At 64.5% G+C, this 26625-nt stretch carries 25 protein-coding genes and 1 pseudogene; all 26 read left to right on the top strand.

Annotation, left to right across the window (positions count from 1 at the left end):
• Positions 1–125 precede the first annotated feature (125 nt).
• Positions 126–1157, top strand: a complete 1032-nt coding sequence (locus tag BDO18943_RS34835) for an NADP-dependent oxidoreductase (protein WP_023112347.1) — start codon at positions 126–128, stop codon at positions 1155–1157.
• Between the two features lie 37 nt (positions 1158–1194).
• Positions 1195–1872: a type 1 glutamine amidotransferase domain-containing protein gene (locus BDO18943_RS34840; protein WP_023102497.1), complete on the top strand. Its 678-nt coding sequence runs from the start codon at positions 1195–1197 to the stop codon at positions 1870–1872.
• Between the two features lie 11 nt (positions 1873–1883).
• Positions 1884–2189 (top strand): DUF1330 domain-containing protein, encoded by a 306-nt coding sequence (locus tag BDO18943_RS34845; protein WP_023102498.1) that lies wholly within the window; start codon positions 1884–1886, stop codon positions 2187–2189.
• Between the two features lie 33 nt (positions 2190–2222).
• Positions 2223–3053 (top strand): NADPH-dependent oxidoreductase, encoded by an 831-nt coding sequence (locus tag BDO18943_RS34850; RefSeq protein WP_023102499.1) that lies wholly within the window; start codon positions 2223–2225, stop codon positions 3051–3053.
• A gap of 70 nt (positions 3054–3123) precedes the next feature.
• Positions 3124–4515: an NAD-dependent succinate-semialdehyde dehydrogenase gene (locus tag BDO18943_RS34855; RefSeq protein ID WP_023102500.1), complete on the top strand. Its 1392-nt coding sequence runs from the start codon at positions 3124–3126 to the stop codon at positions 4513–4515.
• 80 nt (positions 4516–4595) lie between these two features.
• Complete coding sequence (locus BDO18943_RS34860) at positions 4596–5735, top strand: alkene reductase (protein WP_023112348.1); 1140 nt, start codon at positions 4596–4598, stop codon at positions 5733–5735.
• A 62-nt stretch (positions 5736–5797) separates the two neighbouring features.
• Positions 5798–6850 (top strand): aldo/keto reductase, encoded by a 1053-nt coding sequence (locus tag BDO18943_RS34865; protein ID WP_023112349.1) that lies wholly within the window; start codon positions 5798–5800, stop codon positions 6848–6850.
• A 63-nt stretch (positions 6851–6913) separates the two neighbouring features.
• Entirely contained in the window at positions 6914–7324 is a 411-nt protein-coding gene (locus tag BDO18943_RS34870; protein ID WP_023102504.1) for an organic hydroperoxide resistance protein, read from the top strand.
• Positions 7325–7351: 27 nt separating this feature from the next.
• Positions 7352–8407 (top strand): NAD(P)-dependent alcohol dehydrogenase, encoded by a 1056-nt coding sequence (locus BDO18943_RS34875; RefSeq protein ID WP_023102505.1) that lies wholly within the window; start codon positions 7352–7354, stop codon positions 8405–8407.
• Positions 8408–8478: 71 nt separating this feature from the next.
• The gene (locus tag BDO18943_RS34880; protein ID WP_023007052.1) at positions 8479–9492 is read left to right on the top strand and encodes a zinc-dependent alcohol dehydrogenase family protein; all 1014 of its coding nucleotides are present in this window, start codon (positions 8479–8481) and stop codon (positions 9490–9492) included.
• A gap of 103 nt (positions 9493–9595) precedes the next feature.
• On the top strand, positions 9596–10180 hold the full coding sequence (locus BDO18943_RS34885) for a flavin reductase family protein (protein WP_023112350.1): 585 nt from the start codon (positions 9596–9598) through the stop codon (positions 10178–10180).
• 72 nt (positions 10181–10252) lie between these two features.
• Complete coding sequence (locus tag BDO18943_RS34890; RefSeq protein ID WP_058131072.1) at positions 10253–11362, top strand: S-(hydroxymethyl)glutathione dehydrogenase/class III alcohol dehydrogenase; 1110 nt, start codon at positions 10253–10255, stop codon at positions 11360–11362.
• Between the two features lie 108 nt (positions 11363–11470).
• Positions 11471–12691, top strand: a complete 1221-nt coding sequence (locus BDO18943_RS34895; RefSeq protein ID WP_175025826.1) for an ISL3 family transposase — start codon at positions 11471–11473, stop codon at positions 12689–12691.
• A gap of 264 nt (positions 12692–12955) precedes the next feature.
• Positions 12956–13768, top strand: coding sequence for a hypothetical protein (locus BDO18943_RS34900; RefSeq protein WP_023112353.1), 813 nt, complete (start codon positions 12956–12958; stop codon positions 13766–13768).
• A gap of 378 nt (positions 13769–14146) precedes the next feature.
• Positions 14147–15061: a DUF3577 domain-containing protein gene (locus BDO18943_RS34905; RefSeq protein WP_012205966.1), complete on the top strand. Its 915-nt coding sequence runs from the start codon at positions 14147–14149 to the stop codon at positions 15059–15061.
• 150 nt (positions 15062–15211) lie between these two features.
• Positions 15212–16039, top strand: a complete 828-nt coding sequence (locus BDO18943_RS34910) for a DUF932 domain-containing protein (RefSeq protein WP_012205967.1) — start codon at positions 15212–15214, stop codon at positions 16037–16039.
• A gap of 95 nt (positions 16040–16134) precedes the next feature.
• A complete protein-coding gene (locus BDO18943_RS34915; RefSeq protein WP_012205968.1) occupies positions 16135–16833 on the top strand; it encodes a DUF3275 family protein in 699 nt (232 codons plus the stop codon).
• 94 nt (positions 16834–16927) lie between these two features.
• Positions 16928–17335 (top strand): hypothetical protein, encoded by a 408-nt coding sequence (locus BDO18943_RS34920; RefSeq protein WP_012205969.1) that lies wholly within the window; start codon positions 16928–16930, stop codon positions 17333–17335.
• A gap of 84 nt (positions 17336–17419) precedes the next feature.
• Positions 17420–18070, top strand: coding sequence for a hypothetical protein (locus BDO18943_RS34925; protein WP_012251144.1), 651 nt, complete (start codon positions 17420–17422; stop codon positions 18068–18070).
• A gap of 40 nt (positions 18071–18110) precedes the next feature.
• Positions 18111–19256, top strand: coding sequence for a DUF6094 domain-containing protein (locus tag BDO18943_RS34930; RefSeq protein WP_223723579.1), 1146 nt, complete (start codon positions 18111–18113; stop codon positions 19254–19256).
• Positions 19257–19358: 102 nt separating this feature from the next.
• Complete coding sequence (locus BDO18943_RS34935) at positions 19359–19670, top strand: hypothetical protein (RefSeq protein ID WP_012251142.1); 312 nt, start codon at positions 19359–19361, stop codon at positions 19668–19670.
• 69 nt (positions 19671–19739) lie between these two features.
• Positions 19740–20045: a hypothetical protein gene (locus BDO18943_RS34940; RefSeq protein ID WP_008266046.1), complete on the top strand. Its 306-nt coding sequence runs from the start codon at positions 19740–19742 to the stop codon at positions 20043–20045.
• 135 nt (positions 20046–20180) lie between these two features.
• Entirely contained in the window at positions 20181–22460 is a 2280-nt protein-coding gene (locus tag BDO18943_RS34945; RefSeq protein WP_023112354.1) for a helicase-related protein, read from the top strand.
• Between the two features lie 172 nt (positions 22461–22632).
• Positions 22633–24435, top strand: coding sequence for an ATP-dependent nuclease (locus tag BDO18943_RS34950; protein WP_012205971.1), 1803 nt, complete (start codon positions 22633–22635; stop codon positions 24433–24435).
• A complete protein-coding gene (locus BDO18943_RS34955; RefSeq protein WP_071543045.1) occupies positions 24432–26153 on the top strand; it encodes a UvrD-helicase domain-containing protein in 1722 nt (573 codons plus the stop codon). Before BDO18943_RS34950 ends, BDO18943_RS34955 begins: the two co-directional genes overlap by 4 nt.
• 142 nt (positions 26154–26295) lie before the next feature.
• A pseudogene (locus BDO18943_RS34960) lies at positions 26296–26550 on the top strand (integrating conjugative element protein pill, pfgi-1); the annotation flags it as partial.
• Positions 26551–26625: the final 75 nt, after the last annotated feature.

The following is a 26625-nucleotide window of genomic DNA, read 5'->3' on the forward strand; positions in this document are numbered from 1 at the left end:
AAAAAGTCCTCGTAGCTTTTTTTTTGCCCAAACTGTATACGACCGGTCTAATTCAATCAGATGACAAACTTTGCTTCCACGCACGCACATGAGTCCGTTTCGGCCGTCCTTTTCAGGAGTCAGCGATGACCACTGCGATCCTGCAAACCCGCATCGTACTTGCCTCACGCCCCTCGGGTGAGCCGACGCCAGACGACTTCCGGCTGGAACAGGAATCGCTGCCTGAGCCAGGCAAGGGCCAGCTCCTGCTGCGCACGCTGTACCTCTCGCTCGACCCGTATATGCGGGGGCGAATGAGCGATGCTCCGTCCTATGCTCCACCCGTAGCGCTAGGCGAGGTGATGACCGGCGGCGCGGTGAGCCGGGTGGAGGTTTCGCACGACCCGGCATTCAAGGTTGGCGACCTGGTCGTCGGCGACACGGGTTGGCAGAGCCATACGCTTTCCGACGGTCGTGGACTGGTCGTGCTCGATTCCCGGACCACGAATCCTTCGCTGGCGCTGAGCGTGCTGGGCATGCCGGGGTTCACCGCCTACCACGGCCTGCTGAACATCGGCCGGCCGCAAGCGGGCGAGACCGTGGTCGTCGCCTCGGCCACCGGCGCGGTCGGCTCGGTGGTCGGGCAGCTTGCCAGGCTCAAGGGTGCGCGCGCCATCGGCATCGCCGGCGGGGAGGAGAAATGCCGCTACGCGGTGGAAGCGCTGGGCTTTGACGTCTGCCTCGACCACCGTGCGCCTGACTTCGCCGAGCAACTGGCGGCCGCCACGCCGCAGGGCATCGACGTCTACTACGAGAACGTCGGTGGTACAGTGCTCGACGCCGTGCTGCCGCGACTCAACGTCGGCGCCCGCGTGCCGGTGTGCGGGCTGATCGCGCATTACAACGACACCGGCCTGCCGCCCAGCCCGGACCGTATGCCGCAGCTGCTGGGCCTGGTGCTGCGCAAGCGCCTGCTGCTCCAGGGCTTCATCATCAGCGATCACTACGCCGACGGCTTCACAGCCTTCCAGTGCGACATGGGCGGCTGGGTCGCCGCGGGCAAGGTCAAGCTCCGCGAGGACTTCGTCGAGGGGTTGGAGCGCGCGCCGCAGGCGCTGATCGACCTGCTGGCCGGTAAGCACTTCGGCAAGGTCGTGGTGCGCGTGGCCGGCGCCTGAATCTTTCCATCTTCATCATTCCAAGGAGAACTTCCACATGGCAAACATTCTCGTCGTCCTCACCTCTCACGACCAGCTCGGCGACACCGGCAGGAAGACCGGTTTCTGGCTGGAGGAACTGGCCGCACCCTACTACGCCTTCCACGATGCCGGCGCGACCCTGACACTGGCCTCGCCCAGGGGCGGCCAGCCGCCTCTCGACCCCAAGAGCGACGAACCCGACGCCCAGACTGAGGCCACCCGCCGCTTCCAGTCCGACGCCGACGCGATGAAGGCGCTGGCCAACACCCGCAAGCTGTCCGAAGTCGCCATCGGCGAATTCGATGCGGTGTTCTACCCCGGCGGCCACGGCCCGCTCTGGGATCTGGCCGAAGACCCCGCCTCGATCGGCCTGATCGAGGCGGCGGTCAGGGCCGGCAAGCCGGTCGGTGCGGTCTGCCACGCGCCGGGCGTGCTGCGCCACGCCGAGGGCGTCGACGGCAAGCCGCTGGTCGCCGGCAAGCGGGTGACCGGCTTCAGCAACAGCGAGGAGGAAGCGGTCGGCCTGACCGAGGTGGTGCCGTTCCTGGTCGAAGACGTGCTCAAGGCCAATGGCGGCCACTACAGCCAGGGCGCCGACTGGGCCTCGCATGTGCAGACCGACGGCCTGCTGGTCACCGGCCAGAACCCGGCCTCGTCCGCCGACGCCGCCAAGGCCCTGCTTTCCCTTCTGTGAGGAGTCTGAACATGTCCGCTTATGTGGTTTTCCTGCGAGAACGCACCCTCGACGCCGGCGAACTTGACACCTACGCCAAGGAAGCTCCAGCCGCGCGCGAAGGGCACGACCTGACGCCGTTGGCGTTCTATGACGATTTCGAAGTGCTGGAAGGCCCGACGATCGAGGGCGGCGTGATCCTGCGCTTTCCCGATATGCAGGCCGCGCGCGCCTGGTATCACAGCCCCGCCTACCAGGCGGCACGAGCGCACCGGTTCAAGGGCGCGGAATACCGCGTGGTCCTGCTCGACGGTATCGATGCGCCGCCTGCGGCCTGAGTCGACGCTCCCACACACGCACAGGAATCTGGCATGACATCCCAACAAATTGATCCCGCCACTGCGTGGCAGGCCCGCTACGGGGAGGTTGCCACCCGACCGTTGCCGCCCGTTCCCGCCGTCCTGGCGGCGCTGCTGGCGCACCGCTCGGTGCGCGCCTACACCGATCAGCCGGTCGACGACGAGGCGCTTGAACTCGCCATCGCCGCCGCGCAATCGGCCTCCAGTTCGTCCAACCTGCAGCCATGGAGCGTGATCGCCGTGCGCGACCCCGCGCGGCGGGCGCGGCTGGCCGAGCTGGCAGGCGGCCAGCGGCACGTGGCCGAGGCCCCGCTGTTCCTGGCCTGGGTCGCCGACTGGTCGCGGCTGCGCCGGCTCGGTGCCGCGCAAGGCGTGGCGACCGACGGTATCGACTACCTGGAGAGCTACACCGTCGGTGTGGTCGACACCGCGCTGGCCGCGCAGAACGCCGTGGTCGCCTTCGAGGCCCAGGGGCTGGGCATCGTCTATATCGGCGGCATGCGCAACCAGCCGGAGGCGGCCGCCGCCGAACTGGGCCTGCCGCAGGACAGCTTCGTGGTGTTCGGCATGTGCGTGGGCCATCCCGATCAGGCCCGCCCGGCCGAGATCAAGCCGCGCCTGGCGCAGGCGGCGGTGCTGCACCGCGAGCACTACGACGCCGCGGGCGAGGCGGTCGCGGTGGGGCATTACGACCCGCTGATGCGCCGCTTCCAGCAGGACCAGCAACGCGACGACCGGCCCTGGTCGCAGACGTCATTGCAGCGCGTCGGCAGTGCCGAAGCGTTGATGGGCCGCCACCGCCTGCGCGAGGCCCTGAACGCGCTCGGCTTCGCCCTGCGCTGAAACCCACCGCGTCCGGCTCGTGTCGAGCCGAACGCAACTTGTTCGTTCACTGCTGCAAGGAGTCATAGCTATGGCCTACGCCACCACCAACCCCTACACCGGCGAAGTCGTCAAGACCTTCCCCGACGCTACCGACGCCGAAGTCTCCCAGGCCATCGGCGCCGCCCATGAAGCCTTCCTGGCCTGGCGCGAGCGCTCGTTCGAAGAGCGCGGTGCGATCCTGCAGCGCGCCGCCGACCTGCTGCGCGAGAATGCCGAGGCGCATGCGGGGCTGCTGACCCTGGAGATGGGCAAGATCACCGCCGAAGCGCTGGCCGAGGTCGAGCTGTCCGCGCGCATCTTTGAGTACTACGTGAAGCACGCCGAAGCCCTGCTGGCACCGGAGAAATTGCCGGTGGCCGATCCGGCCGAAGGCGACGCGCTGCTGGTGCACGAGCCGCTGGGCGTGATCCTGGCGATCGAGCCGTGGAATTTCCCCTACTACCAGATCGCCCGCATCCTGGCTCCGCAGCTGGCCGCTGGCAATACCTTGTTGCTCAAGCACGCCGCCAACGTGCCGCAGAGCGCGGACGCCTTCGAGAAACTGATGCTCGACGCGGGCTTGCCGCAAGGCGCCTTCAAGAACCTCTACGCCACGCGCCAGCAGATCGAGACCATCATCAACGATCCGCGCGTGCACGGCGTGGCCTTGACCGGCTCGGAGGGTGCCGGCGCAGTGGTCGCCGCCCAGGCCGGCAAGGCGCTGAAGAAGTCGACGCTGGAACTGGGGGGCGCCGACGCCTTCGTGGTACTGGCCGACGCCGAACTGGACAAGACCGTGAAGTGGGCGGTGTTCGGTCGCCACTGGAATGCCGGCCAGGTCTGCGTGTCCTCCAAGCGCATCATCCTGGTCGAGGCCATCTACGACGAGTTCCTGCGCCGCTACACCGAGGGCGTGGCCGCGCTCAAGGCGGGCGACCCCTTCGATGCGGCAACCACCCTGGCGCCATTGTCCTCGCAGAAAGCCGCCGACGACATCAAGGAGCAGATTCGTCAAGCTGTCGCCCACGGCGCTACCGCCACTGAGGTCGGACCCAAGGTGCCGACCCAAGGCGCCTTCGTGCAGCCGACCATCCTCACCGGCGTGACCCCGGACAACCCAGCCTACTACTGGGAGTTCTTCGGGCCGGTGTCGCTGATCTACCGCGCCGCCGATGAGGAAGAGGCGATCGCCATCGCCAACGACTCGCCGTTCGGCCTGGGTGGCTCGGTGTTCACCGCCGACGCCAAACATGGCGCGGAAGTCGCCAAGCGCATCTCCACCGGCATGGTGTTCGTCAACCACCCGACCATGGCCAAGGCCGACCTGCCGTTCGGCGGAGTGCGCCGCTCCGGCTACGGCCGCGAGCTGCTAGGCCTGGGCCTGAAGGAGTTCGTCAACCACAAGCTGATCGACGTGGTCGATATCGACGCGCCGTTCTGATGCGGGCCGGCCGGCGGCCAGTCGCTCCCGCTCTCATCGCGGGAACGATTGGCGGCGCCCAACCCCGTTCTGCTCACAACATGAAGGAAAACATCTTGAGCAACCGAAGCCTTTTCCGGCCCTTGCAACTCGGCAGCTACACACTGAAGAATCGTATCGTGCTGCCGCCGTTGACCCGGCAACGCAGCACCCAGCCCGGCAATGCCGCCAATGAGCTGATGGCCACTTATTACCAGCAGCGCGCCGGTGCCGGCCTGCTGATCAGCGAGGGCACCCAGATCGAGCCGCGCGGCGAGGGCTATGCCTGGACCCCGGGCATCTACAGCCCGGCCCAGGTCGAGGGCTGGCGCAAGGTCACCGAGGCCGTACACGCCGAAGGCGGGATCATCTTCGCCCAGCTCTGGCACGTCGGTCGCGTCTCCCACAGCGCGCTGCAGCCGGGGGGCGCGGCCCCCGTCGCTCCCTCTGCGATCCCGGCCGACCGGGTCAGCGTGTTCATAGAGACTGCCCCCGGCGCCGGTACCCTGGTGCCGCCGTCAGTGCCGCGCGCCCTGAGCACCGCCGAAGTCAAGGAGCTGGTGCAGCTCTATGCCCAGGCTGCCCGCAACGCGCTGGACGCCGGCTTCGACGGCGTGGAGATCCACGCCGCCAATGGCTACCTAGTTAACCAGTTCATCTCCGCCCGTACCAACCAGCGCGACGACGAGTATGGTGGCTCGCTGGACAACCGCCTGCGTTTTCTGCGCGAGGTGGTCCAGGCGGTGGCCGGCGTGGTCGGCCCGCAGCGCCTGGGCGTGCGCTTCTCGCCGCTGTTCACCACGACCGATGAGGATCGCGTCTACCTGGGCCTGGTCGAGGACGATCCGCACGCGACCTACATCGCTGCCGCCAGGGTGCTGGAGGAGGCGGGAATCGGCTATGTCTCGATCGCCGAGGCCGACTGGGACAACGCCCCGGAACTGCCCGAGGACTTTCGTCGCGACCTGCGCCAGACGTTCAGCGGACGCATCATCGTCGCCGGTCGCTACACCGCCGAGCGCGGCGAGCGCCTGCTTGAGGCGGGGCTGGCCGATCTGATCGCCTTTGGTCGCCCGTTCATCGCCAACCCTGATCTGCCGGCGCGCATCGCGCACGGCTGGCCGCTCAATGCGCTGAACCCCGCCACCATGTATGGCGGCGGTACGGCAGGCTACACGGATTATCCGGTCCACGCCGGCTAGCCGGCGCGCGTCGCATCACCCACCGGGCAGCCATGGCCGCCCTCACCACAGAGGACATCGCGATGGAATACAAGACGCTGGGGAACACCGGCTTGCTGGTCTCTTCGCTGTGCCTGGGCACGATGACTTTCGGCGACGGCCAGGGCATCTTCCGGCACATCGGCAGCGCCGGCCAGGACGAGGCCGACGCGATAGTCAAGGCTGCCGTCGACGGCGGGATCAACTTCTTCGACACCGCCGATGCCTATTCGGCCGGCAGCAGCGAGCAGGTGCTTGGCCAGTCGCTGCGCAACCTCGGCATCGCCCGCAAGGATGTGGTGCTGGCGACCAAGGGCTATACCCGCACCGGCCCCGGGCGCAACGATGTGGGCGCTTCGCGCGGCCACATCCTCGATGCGGTGGAGGCCAGCCTGCGGCGCCTGCAGACCGATCACATCGACCTTTACCAGATCCATGCCAACGATCCGGTCACGCCTATCGAGGAAACCCTGCGCGCGCTCGATGACCTGGTGCGCCAGGGCAAGGTCCGCTACGTCGGCGTCTCCAACTGGCAGGCGTGGAAGATCGCCCGCGCGCTGGGCGTCTCCGAAGCGCGCAACCTGGCCCGCTTCGATACCCTGCAGGCGTACTACTCGATTGCCGGGCGCGACATCGAACGCGAACTCGTACCGCTGCTGCAGGCCGAGAAGATCGGGCTGCTGGTGTGGAGTCCACTGGCCGGCGGGCTGCTCTCGGGCAAGTTCGACCGCGAGCACCAGAAGCCGGAAGGCGCGCGTCGCTCGGAGTTCGACTTCCCGTTCGTCGACAAGGAACGGGCCTGGAACGTCGTCGAGGCGATGAAACCGATAGCTGCGGCGCACGGCTGCAGTGTCGCCCGCGTCGCGCTGGCCTGGCTGCTGTCGCGGCCGGTGGTGACCTCGGTGATCGTCGGCGCCCGGCGCCTGGAGCAGTTGCACGACAATCTTGCCGCCGTCGAACTGGCGCTGAGCGAGGTGGAGCTGACCGCGCTTGATGCGGCCAGCGCCTTGCTGCGCGAGTACCCCGGCTGGGTGCTGGAAGTGCAGAACGCGGATCGGCTCGGCCCCGTGGACCGCTGGTCCGGCTTTTCTTCCTGAAATTCGTCGCGGACCACTCCGGTCCGCTCTTTTCCGATCCCTTGACCCTTAGGAGTTGACATCATGAAGATTTTCTACAAGACCCGCGCCACCGCCGTCGGCGGCCGTTCCGGACGCACCACGCTGGACGATGGCAGCCTTGCGCTGGACATGTCCCCGCCCGGTTCCGGCAAGGCTGGCGCCAACCCCGAACAGCTTTTCGCCATGGGCTACGCCGCCTGCTTCGACAACGCGTTGCCGGTGGCGGCCAAGCAATTGAAGCTGGCACCCACCGCCACCAGGACCTCGGTCGAGGTCGGCATCGGCCAGACCGCCGAGGGCGGCTATGCCCTGGACATCGACCTCTACGTGGAAGTCCAGGGCCTTAGCGAAGCCGACGCGCACAAGCTGGTGGAGACCACCCACCAGGTCTGCCCGTACTCCAACGCCACCCGCGGCAACGTCGACGTGCGCCTGCACACCAGCGTCGCCTGAAACACATCAAACCCAAGGAGAAACACCATGACAGTAAAAGCCTATGGCACCCACGCCGCTGACACGCCGCTGGCGGCGCTCGACATTGTTCGCCGCGAGCCGGGGCCGCACGACGTCAAGATCGACATCGCCTACTGCGGCGTCTGCCATTCCGACCTGCACCAGGCCCGCAACGAGTGGGCCAACACGCTGTACCCCTGCGTGCCCGGGCACGAAATCGTCGGCCACGTTTCGGCCATCGGCAGTGCGGTGACCAAGTTCAAGATCGGCGACACGGTCGGCGTCGGCTGCCTGGTCGACAGTTGCCATCATTGCCCGGCCTGCGACGCGGGCCTGGAGCAGTATTGCGAGCACGGCCAGGTCTTCACCTACAATGGCCCGACGCATGATGCGCCCGGCCACACCCTGGGCGGCTATTCGCAGCAGATCGTAGTCAAGGACGACTTCGTCCTGAAGGTTTCGCACCCCGAGGCGCAACTGGCCGCCGTGGCGCCGCTGTTGTGCGCCGGCGTCACCACCTGGTCGCCGTTGCGCCACTGGAAGGTCGGTCCTGGCCAGAAAGTGGGCATCGTGGGTATCGGCGGGCTTGGCCACATGGGCATCAAGCTGGCACATGCCCTGGGCGCACACACCGTGGCCTTCACCACCAGCGAGAGCAAGCGCGCCGCTGCGCTGGAACTGGGCGCCGACGAAGTCATTGTCTCGCGTAACGCTGAAGAGATGGCGGCGCACGCCAACAGTTTCGACTTCATCCTCAACACGGTCGCAGCCAGCCACGACCTCGACGCCTTCACTGGCCTGCTCAAACTCGACGGCACCATGACCCTGGTCGGCGTACCCGAGCACCCGCACCCGTCGCCGAGCATCGCCAATCTCATCTTCAAGCGCCGCAGCATCGCCGGCTCGCTGATCGGCGGCATCGCCGAGACCCAGGAGATGCTCGACTTCTGCGCCGAGAAAGGCATCGTCGCCGAGATCGAGATGATCGCCATCCAGCAGATCAACGACGCCTACGAGCGCATGCTCAAGAGCGACGTGAAGTACCGCTTCGTGATCGACAGCGCGAGCCTGGCCGCCGCCTGAGGCGAAACAGCCTAACCGTTGCGGGCCGCTTCCCGGCGAGGCGGCCCGCGCGAAGCAACAGGAGATTCCAGATGAAAGCCATCGTGACACGCAGCCCCGGCGGCCTGGACTGCCTCGAACTACGCGAACTCCCCGACCCCGGCCAGCCTGGTCCAGGTCAGGTCCGTGTGAAGCTGCACGCCAGCTCGCTCAACTTCCACGATCTGCTGGTCGCCAACGGCGGCATCCCCGCCGCCGACGGACGGGTACTACTATCCGACGCCGCCGGCGTCGTCGAAGAGGTGGGCGAAGGCGTGAATGAGTTCAAGCCCGGCGACCACGTCGTCTCCGGCTTCTTTCCGCAATGGACCGACGGCCTGCCGTTCGCCGCGGTCGGCAACTTTCAGGGCACGCCGGGCGACGGCATCGACGGCTACGCCACCGAAGTCGCGGTGCGCGCAGCCGCCGACTTCACCCTGGCGCCGCGCGGCTGGAGCCACGCCGAGGCGGCGACCATCACCACCGCCGGGCTGACCGCCTGGCGCGCCCTGGTGGCCGACGGCCCGCTCAAGGCCGGCGAGAGCGTGCTGGTTCTGGGTAGCGGCGGGGTTTCGGTGGCGGCGCTGCAAATCGCAAAAGCGATGGGCGCGAGCGTGATTGCCACCTCCTCGTCGGATGAAAAGCTCGAACGTCTGCGCTCGCTCGGCGCCGACCACCTCATCAATTACCGCCGCACGCCGCAATGGGGCAAGCGGGTGCTGGAGATCACCGGCGGGCGCGGCGTCGATCACGTCGTGGAAGTCGGCGGCCCGGGCACGCTGGCACAGTCCATTCATGCGGTGCGCGTGGGCGGTCATATCGCGCTGATCGGCGTATTGACCGGCCGAGGCGGCGAGGTGCCGACTGCCGTATTGATGGCCAGGCAGGCACGCCTGCAGGGCCTGATCGTCGGCAGCCGGCGCCTGCAGCAGGAGTACGTGGCGGCGCTGGAGCAGACCGGCATCCACCCGGTGATCGACCGCAGCTTCCCGTTGGAGCAGCTTGCTGAGGCTTTCCGCTACCAGGAGAGCGGCCGCCATTTCGGCAAGGTCGTGGTGGATATCTGATCACCCAAGCCCTGTCCGTCCAGCTGCGCTGGCGGACGCGGCGCCCGGGACGCGCCCGGCTGCATACCGGACCCGGGCGTGGATATTTGAAGAGAGGAATGACATGACCGAACACGTCCTGTCGGTCGCATTGGACGATGCCTACCGGCTGATCACCCATGGTCCGACCGTCCTTGTGTCGGCCCGCCACAGTGGAGTCGACGACGTCATGGCCGCCGCCTGGGCCTGTGCGTTGGATTTTTCGCCACCCAGGCTGACCGTGGTGCTGGACAAGATCACACGAACGCGCGAACTGATTGAGGCCAGCGGTGAATTCGTCATCCAGATTCCAACTGTCGCGCAAGCGCGGCTGGTGCACGAGGTAGGCTCCCGGAGCCTGCATCAGGATCCGGACAAGCTCCAGAACTGCGGCGTGGAGCTCCTGCGCTTCGACGGCTTCGACCAACCCTTCGTGGCCGGAGCTTCGGCCTGGCTGGCGTGCCGGCTCATCCCGGAAGTGCGCAATCAGGAGACCTATGACTTGTTCATCGGCGAGGTGGTCGGCGCCTGGGCGGACGCGCGGGCGTTCAGCGATGGCCGCTGGCGCTACGAGCATGCCGACCCGGTCTGGCGCAGCTTGCATCATGTCGCCGGCGGGCATTTCTATACCATCGGCGATGCCCTGGACGTGCCTTTAACGCAACGCTAAACCTTTGGTCGCCCAGGTGGAGCGGCAACTGCCGCACCTCCGTAAAGTGCCCACCGATTACAGGAGAAAAGCATGAAGTCACGTGCTGCCGTCGCCTTCGGGCCAGGCAAACCGCTTGAAATCGTCGAGATCGACGTCGCTCCACCAAAGGCCGGTGAAGTTCTGGTCAAGATCACCCATACCGGCGTCTGCCACACCGACGCCTTCACCCTGTCGGGCGACGACCCCGAGGGCCTCTTCCCTGTCGTGCTGGGCCATGAAGGCGCCGGTATCGTGGTCCAGGTCGGCGAAGGCGTCACCAGCGTCAAGCCGGGCGACCATGTGATCCCGCTCTACACCGCCGAATGCGGCGAGTGCCTATTCTGCAAGTCGGGCAAGACCAATCTGTGTGTGGCCGTGCGCGCCACCCAGGGCAAGGGCGTGATGCCGGACGGCACCACGCGCTTTTCCTACAACGGCCAGCCGATCTATCACTACATGGGCTGCTCGACTTTCAGCGAATACACCGTCGTCGCGGAGGTTTCGCTGGCGAAAGTCAATCCGCAGGCCAATCCGGAACACGTCTGCCTGCTGGGTTGCGGCGTCACCACCGGCATCGGTGCGGTGCATAACACTGCGAAAGTGCAACCCGGCGACTCGGTCGCAGTGTTCGGCCTGGGCGGCATCGGTCTGGCGGTGATTCAGGGTGCGCGCCAGGCCAAGGCCGGGCGCATCATCGCCGTGGACACCAATCCGTCCAAGTTCGAGCTGGCACGCACCTTTGGCGCGACCGATTGCATCAATCCCAGGGATTTCGACAAGCCCATCCAGCAGGTCATCATCGAGATGACCGGCTGGGGCGTCGACCACTCCTTCGAATGCATCGGCAACGTCAACGTGATGCGCGCGGCGCTGGAGTCAGCCCATCGCGGCTGGGGTCAGTCGGTCGTTATCGGCGTGGCTGGCGCCGGACAGGAGATCAGCACCCGCCCGTTCCAGTTGGTCACTGGCCGACGCTGGCTTGGCACCGCCTTCGGCGGGGTCAAGGGCCGCTCGCAGCTGCCGGGCATGGTCGAAGACGCCATGAAGGGCGAAATCGACCTCGCGCCGTTCGTCACCCACACCATGCCCCTCGATGAGATCAACGAAGCCTTCCACCTGATGCATGAAGGCAAGTCGATCCGCAGCGTGGTGCATTACTGACCCGGAATCCCCCGGTTATTTATGGTTCTTCTCCCAACTGAGGGGAGGAAGGCACACGGCCGACCGGTCAGACTTGCTGTTCTCTAGGCAACAGACTGAGGGTCGACCGTGGCCGAGCAGGATTGTATGTCCCGGCTGGGCAGCTGGGAGGGGTATCGAGTGCGCAAGTGGCGCCATGAGTCTCGTGGACAACAGCGTTGGCTGGTGATCGAGTTGGAGCCTGCACCTGGTGCGCAGCGGCATTGCATGGGCTGTGGTCAGGCGGTGACAGCGATTCATGACCGCATGATGCGGCGCATCCGCGAGCTGCCGATATCCGATGATCAGGTGGAGCTGCACGTGCCGCGTCTGCGCTTGGCTTGCCTATCCTGCGGCCCCCGCGTGGAGCGATTGGACTGGCTTGACCGGCATTGCCGGGTGACGCGGCGGCTGGCCGAGAGCGTGGCACGGCTGTGCGCGGTGACCTCGGTACTGCATGCTGCTCGTTGGCACGGACTGGACTGGAAGACGACCAAGGCGATCGACTTGCAGACATTGGAGCGCAGGCTGGGGCCGGTGGATCTGGACGGGGTGCGGCGGATCGCGATGGACGAGTTTGCGATCCAGAAGGGCCACCGATACGCCACCGTCGTGGTGGATGTGGAGCGCAAGCGGGTGCTGTGGGTTGGCCGAGGCCGCTCACGGGCTGAGGTGAGGCCGTTCTTCGAGTTGCTTGGTCCCCAACGCTGTGCCGACATCCAGGCGGTGGCCATGGACATGAACACCGCCTATGACTTGGAAGTGCGTCAGCACTGCCCGAACGCACAGGTGGTGTACGACCTGTTCCATGTGATCTCCAAATACGGCCGCGAGGTGATCGGCCGGGTGCGGGTGGATGCGGCCAACCAACTGCGCCACGACAAGCCGGCTCGCAAGGTGGTCAAACGCTCGCACTGGCTGCTGCTGCGCAACCCGGCAAACCTGGCCGAGTCCGAACAGATCCGACTGAGCGAGGTGCTGGAAGCCAATCAGTCGCTGATGACGGTCTACGTGATGAAGGAGCAACTCAAGGCATTGTGGAACGCACCCAGCGCCTGGGCTTGGCACCGTGCCTGGAAACAATGGCTGCGCCATGCCCGGGAGAGTGCGATCCCGGCCCTGATGCACTTCGCCAAGTGCCTGCGGCCGTACTGGCGCGGCATCCTCAGCCGGGTGCGCTGGCCCATGCACACCGGTCTGCTCGAAGGCATCAACAACCGCATCAAAGTCATCAAGCGCATCGCCTACGGCTACCGCGATGACGCCTACTTCTTCCTCAAGATCCGGGCGGCATTCCCCGGAGTTGGGTGAAGAACCTTTTTCTTGCCCACGGATCAGGAAAGTGGGTACGGCGCGGTGCTGTTTCCTGCAGGCAATCCGCCCATTCCGGGGCCATCTTTGCCCCATGTTCGTCGGCGTCGCCGACACATGCCCAGGCAGCCAAGACCTTCGAGGTTGCAAGTACGGGAGACCGTGCTGGTCGTTTCTTCCTACGGACGCACCGCGTCCATCCACCCACAAGGGACCTCTCCCTTGTGGGCGGGGAATCCCTTGTTCTTTCCCAAGGAGATTCCCATGGACCGTTCCCTCATCAAGACCATGATGCCCTCGCTCGTCGCCGGCCATGTGCCCCGCAACGTGCGGTCGTTCAAGTACCGCGTGTTCGATGACCAGCCGCAGTCCTCGACGCTGGGCTTCGCCATCGATCCCCAACCCTTCGACGGCAAGGTGGTCGCGGCCAACGACGACGCCATCGTCGTCAAGCTCAAGCCCAGCGAGTTCGCGGTGCTCGATCCCAACCTGGTCACCACCGTTCCCAGCGAGGGCGCCAAGGTGCATGTCCAGCCCTACGCACGGCGCCGTTTCGACGGCCTGCGCGCGGACACGCCGGAAGAGCGCACCGAGTACACGTCGGATGGCAGACCCTACACCATCAAGACGCACATCCTCGGCTCCGCGCCGGCCAAGCTGCCCGTCCCTGTGCCGCAGTGCATGGAACTGGGCCAGCTCATCCAGCAGTTGGAGGAAATGCCGGCACCCGACGGGTTCCGGCGTATCACCCACATGCTGGTCGACGCGGGCGCCCACGACTTCACCTGGGTCGATCCGACGCCGTCCAGGATCATCGAAACGCCTCCGGCGATCAGTTTCACGGTTTCGACCGCGAAGTTCGCCGGCCAGGTGACGATCCTCTACCAGCCCGGCAGCGATACCTATGCGGTGGAGCTGCGCCGCGACGGCGAGTTGGTCGATCGGCACGACGAGGTGTATTTCGACATGCTCGGCGAAGTGCTGGAGCGACTCATAGACGACGGGCGCTGGCGCCTGATCGACGTGAGCGTGATCGGCGCGGAGACGTCCCGACGGCGCCGCGCTGTACCGGCGTGACACCACGAAAAGTACCAGGCGACATGCCCCCACAGGCTCTCCCTCCATTCGGAAGGAGGGCCTTTTTTCTGCCGTGGGAGATTTCATCAAAGGGAAACGATCGGATACCGATTGATGGCTGCCTCGCGCGCGAGGCCTGGCCATGCTGAGCCCATGCCTGCTGACGTTGTCAGCGACATGCCAGGCAACCATCGGTCTTCGAGGTTGCGGCGCAGTTCCCACTGCGTGACCGAGCCAGCTCGCACCGCATCCATCCGCGAGCGGCCACCAGTCTCTGGTGGTGGATGCTTTCGCCTTATCAACCCATCGCGGGGTTACGCACCTTTCCCCGCTGCGTGGGGCCGGTGTGTCTCCGCTTCATCCCTATGGAGATTCACCATGAGCACCACGTCCAACGAGAAATCGTATTTCGACCTCCACACCTCGGGCATCGGTTACATCCAGCGTGCCCGTGAAGTGCCTGTTCGGGGCGGCCGCCGTGCGCAGCCTTTCCTGGCATGCACCATCGCCGCGCTGGTCGGTTCCGCAAAGGATCCCAGCTATCGCTATTTCGACGTCAAGGTCTCGGGTGCCGAGGCCAAGAAGCTGGTCGAGCGCTACATCGGCGTTGACGATCCCAAGCAGCGCCCACTGGTGCGCTTTCGCCTCGGCGACCTGTGGGGCGATGCGTATATCCGCGACAAGGGTGAGCAGAAAGGCCAAGCCGCCGCGTCCCTCAAGGCGCGACTGCTCAAGGCCGAGCCGCTTGACCGGGCCGAACTGGCTTCGATCAGGCAGCACGAGCTGGTCACCCGCGGCATCGGCTACCTCAGCCGTCCGAAGGACGTCACACCCAAAGATGGCGACCCGTTCCTCTCTTGCACCGTCGCCGCTCTGGCCGGGCCTGTCGATGAACCGGAGTATCGGTACTTCGACAGCATCGTCACCACCCCTGAAGCCGAGCATCTGGTTCGCCGGTGCGTGCAGGCCATCGAAGGGGACTGCAAGGTGCTGATCGCTTTCCGTCTCAACGACATGAAGATCGATCCGTACATCCGCACCAAGGGTGAGCGCGCTGGGGAACCGGCCGCAAGCCTGGATTCGACACTGATCCACATCGGCCTGATCAAGATCGACGGCACCAAGGTCTATCCGACGAGCCCCGCGCAAGCAGATTCGCCGCCGGCCCAGGACGCTCCCGCGCCCGAAGCCGAGGACGCCGCCCCCGCTGCAGATCAGCCTGCCGAGCCCGCCGAGTGCGAGCCCGAAGGTGAAGTCGAGGAGCAGGAGCCGGCATTGGCTGCTTCGTTCTGATCCGGCATGGCCCCTCATGGGGCCTTGCCGCTTCTCCTTGCTGCATCTGCAGCGTCCTCCATCCGCATAGCGCGCTCGCGCATTTCTTCCCCCGAGTTCCGCGTGGTCAGACGGCCGCGCGGTTGTCGCATTTTTCACAGGAGAACAGCCATGTCTCTGGCATCCCGTTTTGCTCCGCAGTCCCCGATCCTGCGCTCAGATCGCCCGCTCTCGGACGACCGCATTCGCGCCATTGCTCCATCAATCTTCGCCGACGCTCCGCATGGGAGCCGATCCGAGCGGTATGCCTACATACCGACCTCGACCGTGCTCGCCAAGCTGCGCCAGGAGGGTTTCGAGCCCTTCATGGTGTGCCAGACGCGCGTGCGCAACGAGGATCGGCGCGAGCACACCAAGCATCTCATCCGACTTCGCCATGCCAGCCAGATCAACGGCGACGAGGCGAACGAGATCATCCTGCTCAACAGCCACGACGGCACGAGCAGTTACCAGATGCTGGCAGGCATGTTCAGATTCGTCTGCCACAACGGCCTGGTCTGCGGCGATACCACCGCCGACATCCGTGTCCCGCACAAGGGGGATGTGGCCAGCCAGGTGATCGAAGGCGCCTACGAAGTCCTTGAAGGCTTCGAGCGCGTGAAGGACTCGCGCGATGCGATGCGCACCATCACCCTCGATGAGGGCGAAGCAGAAATCTTCGCGCACTCAGCGCTGGCACTCAAGTACGACGATCCTGCCAAGCCGACGCCTGTCACGGAGCGTCAACTGCTCGCGCCCAGGCGCTGGGACGACCGCAGGGATGACCTGTGGGCCGTCTTCAACCGTGTCCAAGAGAACCTCGTCAAGGGGGGCCTGAATGGACGCTCGGCCAATGGCCGCAATCAGCGCACCCGCCCGGTGCAAGGCATCGACCAGAACCTGCGCCTGAACCGGGCGTTGTGGCTCCTGGCCGAAGGCATGCGCCAGCTCAAGGCGTGATGCCAAGTGGACCTTGCCCACCTCGGGCGAGGTTCATTTCCTCTCATCCACCGGCTGCCACCAGCCGTCCGTCATTCATCATCAGGAGTACCACCATGACAGCCAAATCGGCACCCGAGCAATCGGTTTCGCCCATCATCGTCCCCGGCCAGCTCACGCTGCGTACCATCCGCGGCAAGAACGGCCCCTTCACGGTCGGACGCCTCGCCACGCACCTTGGTACGTTCGAGGTCAAGGACCCGGAGCTGGAGCAATACCCCGAAGGCAAGTACGACGGGGAGTTCATCATCAGGTACATCTTCCCGAAGTCCTACCCGGTCGGTGGCGGCATGCGCTTCGAGATCCGCGCCAGCCTGGACGGAATGACGCTCTACGACATCGACAAACTGAGCCGTGACGAAGCACGCAGCTTCGCCACCCAGGACCTCGATCCACTTGATGAAGAGCTGGGCGCACAGCCTGCAACAACACCGGCAACACCGGCCAAGCCCAGCAAAACCTCCAGGCCCGCCAAGCCCGCACCCGTACAGGCATCCACAGACCCGCTGGTCGATACCACGCCCTTCGGCGTGGATGCGCCGACGCCCGCTGCGGCAACTGCTCCCTGCAGTACCGAAGATGGCGACGCCGCGCTGTTCAGCTTGCTCTGGCCGCTGGGCGAGTCCGTGAAACTGGATTCGACCATCGACCGCCGCACCCTGCGCGCGCAGATCGTCCGCCTGGGCGAACTGGGCTACGCGCTGGACTTCAAGACGCAGGAGTGGAGCCGCCAGGCCGAACTGCAACCTGCGTAGTACTGGGCACCGCATCTGCGGTGTGCTTCATCCACCCGCCGGGGGTCTTCCCCACCGGGGAGGCTTCTGGCTCAATTTTTCCAGGAGGCCTCTCATGGGCTGGTATTTCTCACCCCAATCGCGGTCTGAACTGATCGCGGAGTTGATCGCACCGCAAGAGACCGAACGCGCCAGCGTGAAGGTCATCGCCCACGCGCTGCGTGGCAACGTCCTCTGGTCTGTTGTGCAAGTGACGGCCAAGGCCGAAGGCGTACACCGTGATCTCGCACCGGGCCAGTCCCTGTGCACCATCCGCTGCGATCTGCTGGAACGCAGCGGCGGCCAGTGGGGCTATAAGCCACTGGACGAATCCATGCACCCGTACTACTACTCGTGCCCGCTGTCCTATCTGAACCTCGCACCGGAGCAATCCGCCGACTGGCGTGCAGGCGTTCGCGCCTACCACGCGCGGCGGCGCACATCCAAGGAAGCCACAGCTCCAGCTACGGCGCTGACGGTCTGAGTCAGGGACGCCTTTTTTCCACCCCAAGGGGCAGTGCTTGCCCCCTGCGGGCGATGCTGTTCCCGTTCATCCGAGGACACCACCATGCCCGCAAACACTTCTTCCACCACGCTGTACCGCATCGACGAATGCCCGGACGTGATGGCCGACGCTTGCGTCGGCGATGACCAGGGCAACCTGATCTTCCTGTCGATCTGGGCACGGGACACCGCCGTCCAGCAGTTCCTGGCTCGCCTGACCCTCGGGCGCGACGAGCAGGGCCTGGAGCAGTTCCACCTCATCACCGACCAGGGCAGCAGCGTCCCGGTGTTCGTCAGCAACGTCGATCGCCTGGAAAAGCGCATGACCCGCGCCTACCGGCGAACGCTGTTCGGTTCGCTGTCCAACGTGTGGCTGTTCGATCGGCGCTGCGTCAAGCCCGACAAGGCCAACGCCAGCGCACTGGCATTGCTGCCCCGCGATAGCGACCACCGGCTTGACCGCCTGTGGACGTTGGTGCAGGACACCTGCCCACTGCCGTTGCTCGACCACTGGCGCGAAACCGTGCTGGAACTGCTGCAAAGCCGCGAGATGCTGACCCGTCTGCCATTCGCCCTCGGGCCTTTGGTGGGCCATCGGCTCGCCATCGACGTGCCGGCGCTGACCCTGGCGCTCGGCTCGCTGATCCGCAGTGACGTGCTCACCGCCTATCCCTATCCGGCCAAGATTTGGACGCCGGAAACGGTAGCGGCTTGACCCACCTGCGCAGGCACGCCAAGGCGCGCCTTCGCCAATCATCCCCGCCAACCAGGAGACTTCCATGGCGCTCATGTTCCCGCGGCTCGCCCGCAATTTCGTGAAGAACGGGTACTTCCCGACCGACGAACCAACGCTCGAAAGAGCCCTCAATGCACTGATGCCCAGTGCGCCTGAATCCAATGGGCCGATGTGCATCCTCGATCCCTGCGCCGGCGAAGGCGTGGCGATTGCCGAAGCGGCTCATGCCCTCGGGCGCGAGCATGCCAAGGCGTTCGCCGTCGAGTTCGACGCAGAGCGGGCGCGCCATGCCCGCGGCCTGGTCGATCACTGCCTGCACGCGGACCTGATGGACACGATGATCTCCAAACAGTCCTTTGGGCTGCTCTGGCTCAATCCGCCGTATGGCGACCTGTCCAAGGACGTCAACGGCAACATTGGCTATCAGGGTCAGGGCCGTGCCCGCCTCGAAAAACTGTTCTACCAGCGCACGCTGCCCCTGTTGCAGTACGGCGGCGTGCTGGTCTTCATCGTTCCCGGCTACGTGCTCGACGCCGAGCTGGTCGGCTGGCTGACACGCCACTACACCGATCTGCGGATCTACCGAGCGGTGGAAACGCAGTTCAAGCAGGTGGTGATCTTCGGTCGCCGGGTGCGCCAGCGCGAGCAGACGCCCGATGGCGTCAAGGCCGTGCGCAATCTGCTGCTGCAGGTTGGGCTTGGCGAAGTCGAAGCCGAGGAGCTGCCGAGCGAATGGCCGTTCCTGCCGTACATCGTCCCCACCAGCCCGGCAGAGCCGGGGCATTTCTTCCGCGTGACGATGGAGCCGGAGCAGTTCGCCGATGAGGTTGGCAGGCTGCAAGGCCTCTGGCCGTCGCGGGATACGCAGTTGGGGGCCGCGCAGCAGACGCTGCGTCCACCGGCGCGGGCCTTGTCCCACTGGCATCTCGCCCTGGCTTTGGCCGCAGGCGCGATCTCGGGAGTCGTGCAATCCAAGGCGGGGCGCGTGCTCGTCGTCAAAGGTGACACCCACAAGGACAAGACGCTCCAGCGGGAATTCACCGAACGCGACGACGGCTCCATCGCCGAAACCCGCATCCTCACCGACAAGTTCGTTCCTGTCATCCGTGCATGGGACATGACGCCTGGCTCCGCCACGCGGGGCGAGGTGTTGACCATTCGCTGATCGTTTCTCCACCGCCGGCGGTTCGCCGTCGATTTTTTCCACCCACCGGGGTCCAGTCGCCCCGATGGGGTGCCGTGGCCCCTCCATCTCCAGGAGCCTTCCATGGCAGCCCAAGCACTTTCCATCAGCCAGACCCCGAGCCTGCGCTTCTCGCCCGGCCAGGTGGTCATGACCTGCGGCGTCGATGACCTGATCCAACAGGGCCAATTCAACCCGATTCCGTATCTGCGCCGCCACCTCGGTGGCGACTGGGGCGACCTCGACGACAGCGACAGGCGGCAGAACGATGCCGCGCTGAAGTCCGGTGAGGATCGCCTGTTCTCTTCCTACCAGGTCACACCCGGCCTGAAGCTCTGGATCATCACCGAATGGGATCGCAGCGTCACCACGCTGCTGTTGCCCAGCGAGTACTGATCTTCTCCAACGCGGGGCCACCGACACCCCTCAATGGTGCTGTAGCCCCTCTACTCAGAAGAAAGCCACATGACATCCAACCAACATGACAAGCATCGCCGCAAACGGCTGTTCGAGATCGGTGCACTGGAGTTCAGCGAAGGCGTCGAACGCCTGATGAACGAAGGCCGGCTCGATCCCATGCCGTTTTTCGAACGCCACATGCGTGGCGACTGGGGCGACGTCGCCGACTACCAATGGCAACAGAACAACGCTGCGTTGGAGTCTGGTGAACGCCTCGATTCGTTTTACGTCGTCACCCGTGACCTGAGCATCCGCATCTTCACCGAAGCAGATCGCAGCGCGACCCGCATCGTGCTGCCGTCCGAGTACTGACCGCGAGTTGTCACCGCAGGCCACGAGCGCCTGCACTGTCCAACCACCGACGGTTCGCCGTCTCTCTTCCCACCACGGGGCATGCCATCGCCCCGCTGGGGTGGTGCATGTCCCATTTTTCTTTGGAGCATCACCATGTCCGTTGATCTCAACACCACCGCCAACGATGCAGCGCCCGTACAGGGCGAACTGCTCGAAGCGGAATCCAACCCTCTGACCCTGAGCCTTCAGGTTTTCGTCGGCGAGTTCGGCGACGAACTGCTCGATTCTCTCAACCGCGCCAACCCGCCGGTCTATGCCGGTCAAGCACAGGCGCAGCGGCAACTCGTCGTTGCCAGCCTCAAGCGCAAGCTGTTCCAGGCCCAGGCTGAAGTTGTCCATGCCGCCGCCGAGCTGCTGGTCGATCAAGGCGAGCGCGCTGCGATCGTCAATGGCGAAATGGGCTGCGGCAAGACGACCGTCGGCATCGCCACGGCCGCCGTGCTCAACGCCGAAGGCTACCGCCGCACCCTGGTGCTTTCGCCTCCCCACCTGGTTTACAAGTGGCGGCGTGAGATCCAGGAGACGGTGGCCGGCGCCAAGGTCTGGGTGCTCAATGGCCCGGACACGCTGGTCAAGCTCATCAAGCTGCGCGAGCAGTTGGGTGTGCAGCCCACGGGCCAGGAGTTTTTCATCCTGGGGCGCGTCAGGATGCGGATGGGGTTCCACTGGAAACCTGTCTTCACCCAGCGGCGCACCCGCCACGGCGACGTGGCAGCCTGCCCGGACTGCGGCACACTCATCACCGACCTCGACGGCGAGCCGGTCAACCCGGTCGCGCTCGAAGCCGAGGAGTCCCGCAGGAAGTGCAGCCACTGCGCCGCGCCCCTGTGGACGCTGATCCGCCCGCGTAGCCTGTCCGGCAGCGACCAGTCCTCGGTCGTCCTCAAAGCCTTGAAGCGCATCCCGACCATCGGGGAAGTCACTGCACAGAAGCTGATGCAGAAGTTCGGTGACGGCTTCCTGGCCTCGATGCTGGGCGACAACATCCATGAGTTCATCAACCTCATGGATGGCAACGGCGAGCTGGTGTTTTCCGACCGTCAGGCCACGCGCATGGAACGTGCGATGGCCAACATGGAGTTTGGCTTTGGCGAAGGCGGCTACCAACCGTCCGAGTTCATCAAACGCTACCTACCGCAAGGCACGTTCGACCTGCTCATCGCCGACGAGGCGCACGAGTACAAGAACGGTGGCAGTGCCCAGGGCCAGGCCATGGGCGTGCTGGCGGCGAAGGCTCGCAAGACCTTGCTGCTGACCGGCACGCTGATGGGCGGCTACGGCGATGATCTGTTCTACCTGCTGTTCCGGGCACTGCCCGGACGGATGATCGAAGACGGCTACCGCCCGACCACGAGCGGCAGCATGACCTCGGCTGCGATGGCATTCATGCGCGATCACGGCGTCCTCAAGGACATCTACTCCGAGAGCGCCGGCACGGCGCACAAGACAGCCAAAGGCACCAAGGTATCGGTGCGCACGGTCAAGGCTCCCGGCTTCGGCCCGAAAGGCGTCTTGCGCTGCATCCTGCCGTTTACGATTTTCCTCAAGCTCAAGGACATCGGTGGCAACGTCCTGCCGCCGTATGACGAGGAGTTTCGTGAAGTCCAGATGGACGTGGCGCAAGCTGCGGCCTACCGCGATCTGGCGGGTCGGCTGACCGCAGAACTGAAACAGGCTCTGGCGCGACGCGATACGACCTTGCTGGGGGTGGTGCTCAACGTGCTATTGGCCTGGCCGGATTGCTGCTTCCGGTCGGAGACCGTGGTGCATCCGCGCACGCGCAACACCTTGGCGTTTGTCCCGGCTCAGTTCAATGAGTTCGAGATCAGCCCCAAGGAGCGCGAGCTGATCGACATCTGCAAAGCGGAGAAGGAACAGGGGCGCAAGGTTCTGGCCTACACGGTCTATACCGGAACGCGCGACACCACGTCACGCCTGAAGGGGCTGCTGGAGCAGGAAGGATTCAAGGTGGCGGTACTGCGCGCAAGCGTGGATGCCAGCCGCCGCGAGGACTGGATCGCCGAGCAACTGGACCGGGGCATCGACGTGCTCGTCACCAATCCCGAGCTGGTCAAGACGGGGCTGGACCTGCTGGAGTTCCCGACGATTGTGTTCATGCAAAGTGGCTACAACGTGTACTCGCTCCAACAGGCAGCACGCCGCTCCTGGCGCATTGGGCAGAAACAGCCCGTGCGCGTGATCTACCTCGGCTACGCCGGTTCCTCGCAGATGACCTGCCTGGAACTGATGGCCAAGAAGATCATGGTCTCGCAGTCCACCTCGGGCGATGTGCCCGAATCGGGGCTGGATGTTCTGAACCAGGACGGTGATTCCGTCGAGGTCGCACTGGCTCGGCAGTTGGTCGCTACCTAATTTCCACGCCATCGCCGGCCTAGCGCCGCCGGCTTTCTGTTCTTCCCACCTTGCAGCCACGTCCCGCAGTCTCCGCAGGACGTGGCTGCGTCCTTTCAGATTCAGTGTGGACTCTCTTTGGAGAAACGATTGGTTACTGGCTAAACTCACATGAGCAGAATCGGGGGAGCCAATGCAGATTGCAAAAGTCAAGGTCGAAAAGTTTCGTGGGATTGAATCCGGCATCGTGACGCTGTCAGGCCACAGCGTATTTCTCGGTGACAACAACGTCGGGAAGTCAACGCTGCTGGAGGCCATAGATCTCGTCCTCGGCCCGGAACGGCTCTCCCGAAGACCCGTCATCGACGAGCACGACTTCCACGCCGGGCGCTACCTGGATGAAGAGGGAGATCCGGTTCTCATTCGGATTGAAGTTATCGTCAGTGACCTGTCCGCCGAGCAGCAGCGACACTTTCGTGACCACATCGAGTGGTGGTCCGCCACGGAAAAGACGCTACTCGTAGGCCCGCCCCCGGAAGGCACGGATGCGTCAGACGTGTCGGCCGCGCTGCGGGTGTTTTTCGAGGGTCGCTACGACAAGGAAGAAGACGACTTCACGGGCAATACTTTCTTCGCGACCCCAGTGCTAGCTGAAGGTACTCACCCAACTTTCAAAACGACCGACAAGCGCAAGTGCGGCTTCCTGTACCTCCGGACGCTGAGGACAGGGGCGCGGGCATTGAGCCTGGAGCGCGGGTCGTTGCTTGATGTCATCCTCAGGCTTCAAGACAAGCGCGTGACGATGTGGGAAGACCTGCTGAACGAGTTGCGCAAACTCCCCGTGGCCGATAAGCCGGAACTCGGCATCGCCCCGCTCTTGAAGGACGTCCAGGACGCTGTTCGCCGATTCGTTCCTTCTGACTGGGCAGAGGAACCTCACATGCGCGTGTCGGATCTCACTAGAGAGGCCCTGCGCAAGGATTTGACCGTTTTCATGGGCACCGGCGCGAAGCGTCCGGACGGCAGCACCTATTGCGCGCCATATCACCATCAGGGCACCGGCACGATCAATACACTGGTGCTGGCGCTGCTATCCATCATCGCGGGCCTGAAGCAGAACGTCATCTTCGCGATGGAGGAGCCCGAGATCGCCCTTCCGCCACATACCCAGAAGCGCATCGTTAACAGCGTGCGCGAGACGTCGGCACAGGCGCTTTTCACGTCGCACTCGCCCTATGTGCTCGAAGAATTCGCGCCGTCCGAGATGCATGTGCTGCGGCGTGACGGGGGCAAGCTTTCTGCGATGCTGGCGACATACCCACCAGCGGTCAAGCCCAAGGCATACAAGGCAGAGTTCAGGGCCCGCTTCTGTGAAGCGCTGCTTGCCCGATATGTACTTGTTGTCGAAGGTCGAACGGAGTTCGATGCGATACCTGCAGCGGCGCGCCGGCTTAACGACTTGAACCCCACAGAATACAAGACGCTTGAGGCCCTGGGGGTGGCCGTCATCGATGCGCAAACCGATGCGCAGGTTGCGCCTCTCGGCAAGTTCTTTAGAGACTTGGGCAAGACGGTCTTTGCTGTGTTCGACAAGCAGGAACCAGCCGCTTCCGCTGCCATCAAGGCCGCCGTGCACCACTCATTTGAATCTGCCGAGAAAGGTTTCGAGAACGTAGTGCTGCACCACACCGCGGAGGCAGCCCTTCGTCGATATGCGCTCAGCCTCGTCGCGGAGAACGCGTGGCCGAACCATCTGATCGCCAAAACTCCTAACGCCGCCCAGACCGTGGAGCAAATTCGCGACGCATTGCGGCAATTCTTTGGCTGGGCCAAGGGAAGCGGCGATGCCGGCGACTTGCTCGGGTGCTGCACCGAGGCGGAGATGCCGCAGTATGTCCGGGACACGCTGCGGGTGATCCACATCACCGTCGAACCTCCGCCGCTGCCACCCGTGCCGTCAGCGGCGGCAGCACCGTTCGATGACGAAGAGTTATGACGGTCGAACAAGACTGGACACCGCAGAAGAGGGACTTTCTGCAAAGCACGGGGCACGTGCTCGCCATGGGTGGTCCAGGCTCCGGAAAGACGCATGTCGCCCTGGTCAAAGCCAGGGACGAGATTCGATCAGCAAAGCTCCTATCAGGCCAGCGCATCCTGTTTCTCAGCTTCGCGAGGCCCACAGTGGCACGGGTCCTTGAGAAAGCCAAGGAACTCATCACCGCGGATGATCTGAGACTTCTAGATGTCAACACCTATCACGGCTTCGCATGGAGCGTTCTGCGAAGTCATGGCTATCTGCTCAGCAACGGAAAGCCGCTCCAGCTCCTACCACCTCCCGAGGGCTCCGCGCGCTTGGCTCACTTTGCCAAGGAGCAGCATCACCAGGAGAAGTTGCGCCTTTTCCATGAAGAGGGGCTGCTCCACTTCGACCTCTTCGCCCAGTTGACGGCTGAACTGCTGCGCCGCAGCCGGCGGCTGGCAGGTATCTACACAGCGACCTACCCGATACTCGTCGTGGACGAGTTCCAGGACACGAACGCCGACGAATGGGCGATGGTCCGCGAGCTTGGACGCGGCTGCAGGATCATTGCCTTGGCCGACCCCGACCAGCGTATTTACGAATTCCGCGGCGCCGATCCTCAGCGGCTCAAGGAATTCGTGGACCAGTTCGACCCCTTGCCAGTCGAGTTTGAAGGGGAGAATCATCGCAGTGCCGGAACCGACATCGCAACGTACGGTTCAGACTTGCTCACCGGGAAAAACAAGGGCGCCGTCTATGCCAATGTGTCGGTGGTCGAGTACGGCGTGTACTACGGAAGGGGTCCGCATTTCCATGCGAAGGCCCAGCTCATCCAGGCAATCAAGCGACTTCGCAAGGAGCCGGCCTGGTCCATCGCAGTGCTCGTCCCATCCAAGGCCTTCATGCTTCAAGTGTCCGACTACCTCTCCGCGGAGTCCGATGGCATGCCCAACCTTCGCCACGAGGTGGCGATGGACGCGGAATCCCCGGCGCTTGCGGCAAACGTCATCGCCACGCTAATGGAAGGAGGCCCTTCGGAGCTTCTGGCTGCGCGGCTACTCTCCGCCTTACATACCCACATCCGGGGCCGCAGTGGCACCAAACGCCCTGCGCAGGCGGAACTCGACATGGCCGACGCCATCGACCAATACTTGGTCTCCGGAAAGATCCGCGGCAAGAATCGCCAAGCGTTGATCAGCGAGTGCGCGCGCCTAGCAGCGCTTCGCCAGGACGTCGTATTCACCGGCCATCCTGAAGAAGACTGGTTGACTGCGCGGGGGCTTCTCGCGACGTCTGCCGTTGGCCAACTGTCGCGCGTTGCCGCTGATGCCAAGTATCTCCGCCTGCTTCACAAGGGCTCAAACCTGCGGGCGTCTTTGTCAGAGCTTTGGAGATCCCAAGGACAGTATGTCGGCGCTATCGAAGCTGTCCGGGGCGCTTTGCTGCAGGAGCATTTCACAGCAGCCGCCAAGGAATGGCGTGGAGTTCATCTCATGACCATTCACAAAGCAAAGGGTAAGGAGTTTGACGAGGTACTGATTTACGAAGGGCGATATGCTGGACGAATTGTGCCTGCGAATGCAGATACTTCTCGTCAAAGCCAAGCCCTTTTGGCACTGCGGGTCGCAGTCACAAGAGCTATGAAGAGAGCAACAATCCTGACGCCATCGGGAGACCGCAGCATTTTTTTGTAATCAGCTGGTAGCGAGTACTGTCCAAATCAGCACGGTCTTCGCATGTTTCTGAAAAAGCGGTCGTCCATCAGTCCGCATTCCTAGCTGACCGCTCAACGGCGCTCCGCCAAGGTATCGGCATCGCAACAGAAGAGCCGATGCCATGCCCGCAATCCCTGTATCCCGGCGTCTGGTCGGCGCTGGTCTCCTGGCCGCAGCGCTGGCCAGCGGCTGCGCGACCACCACCGCGCCGCTGGTGCCAGACGCCATAGAAGGCGTCTCCTCCGCTCCCGAACCCGAGGCACCCGAGTTCATTCCCGTCGTGCGCTATGGCCGCTACACGCTGGTCGAGCTGGCACCCACGGCGGCGCAGCGTGACTTGCTGTTGCAGACCATCGACGTGTCCATGCCCGAGGACCCCGGCGGTCGGTCAAATTCCTCCGGGTATGGTCACTTCAAATTCCCCCACCTGACGACCGTCGGCTGAGCCACT

The organism is Burkholderia aenigmatica (genome assembly GCF_902499175.1).
GTDB lineage: Bacteria > Pseudomonadota > Gammaproteobacteria > Burkholderiales > Burkholderiaceae > Burkholderia > Burkholderia aenigmatica.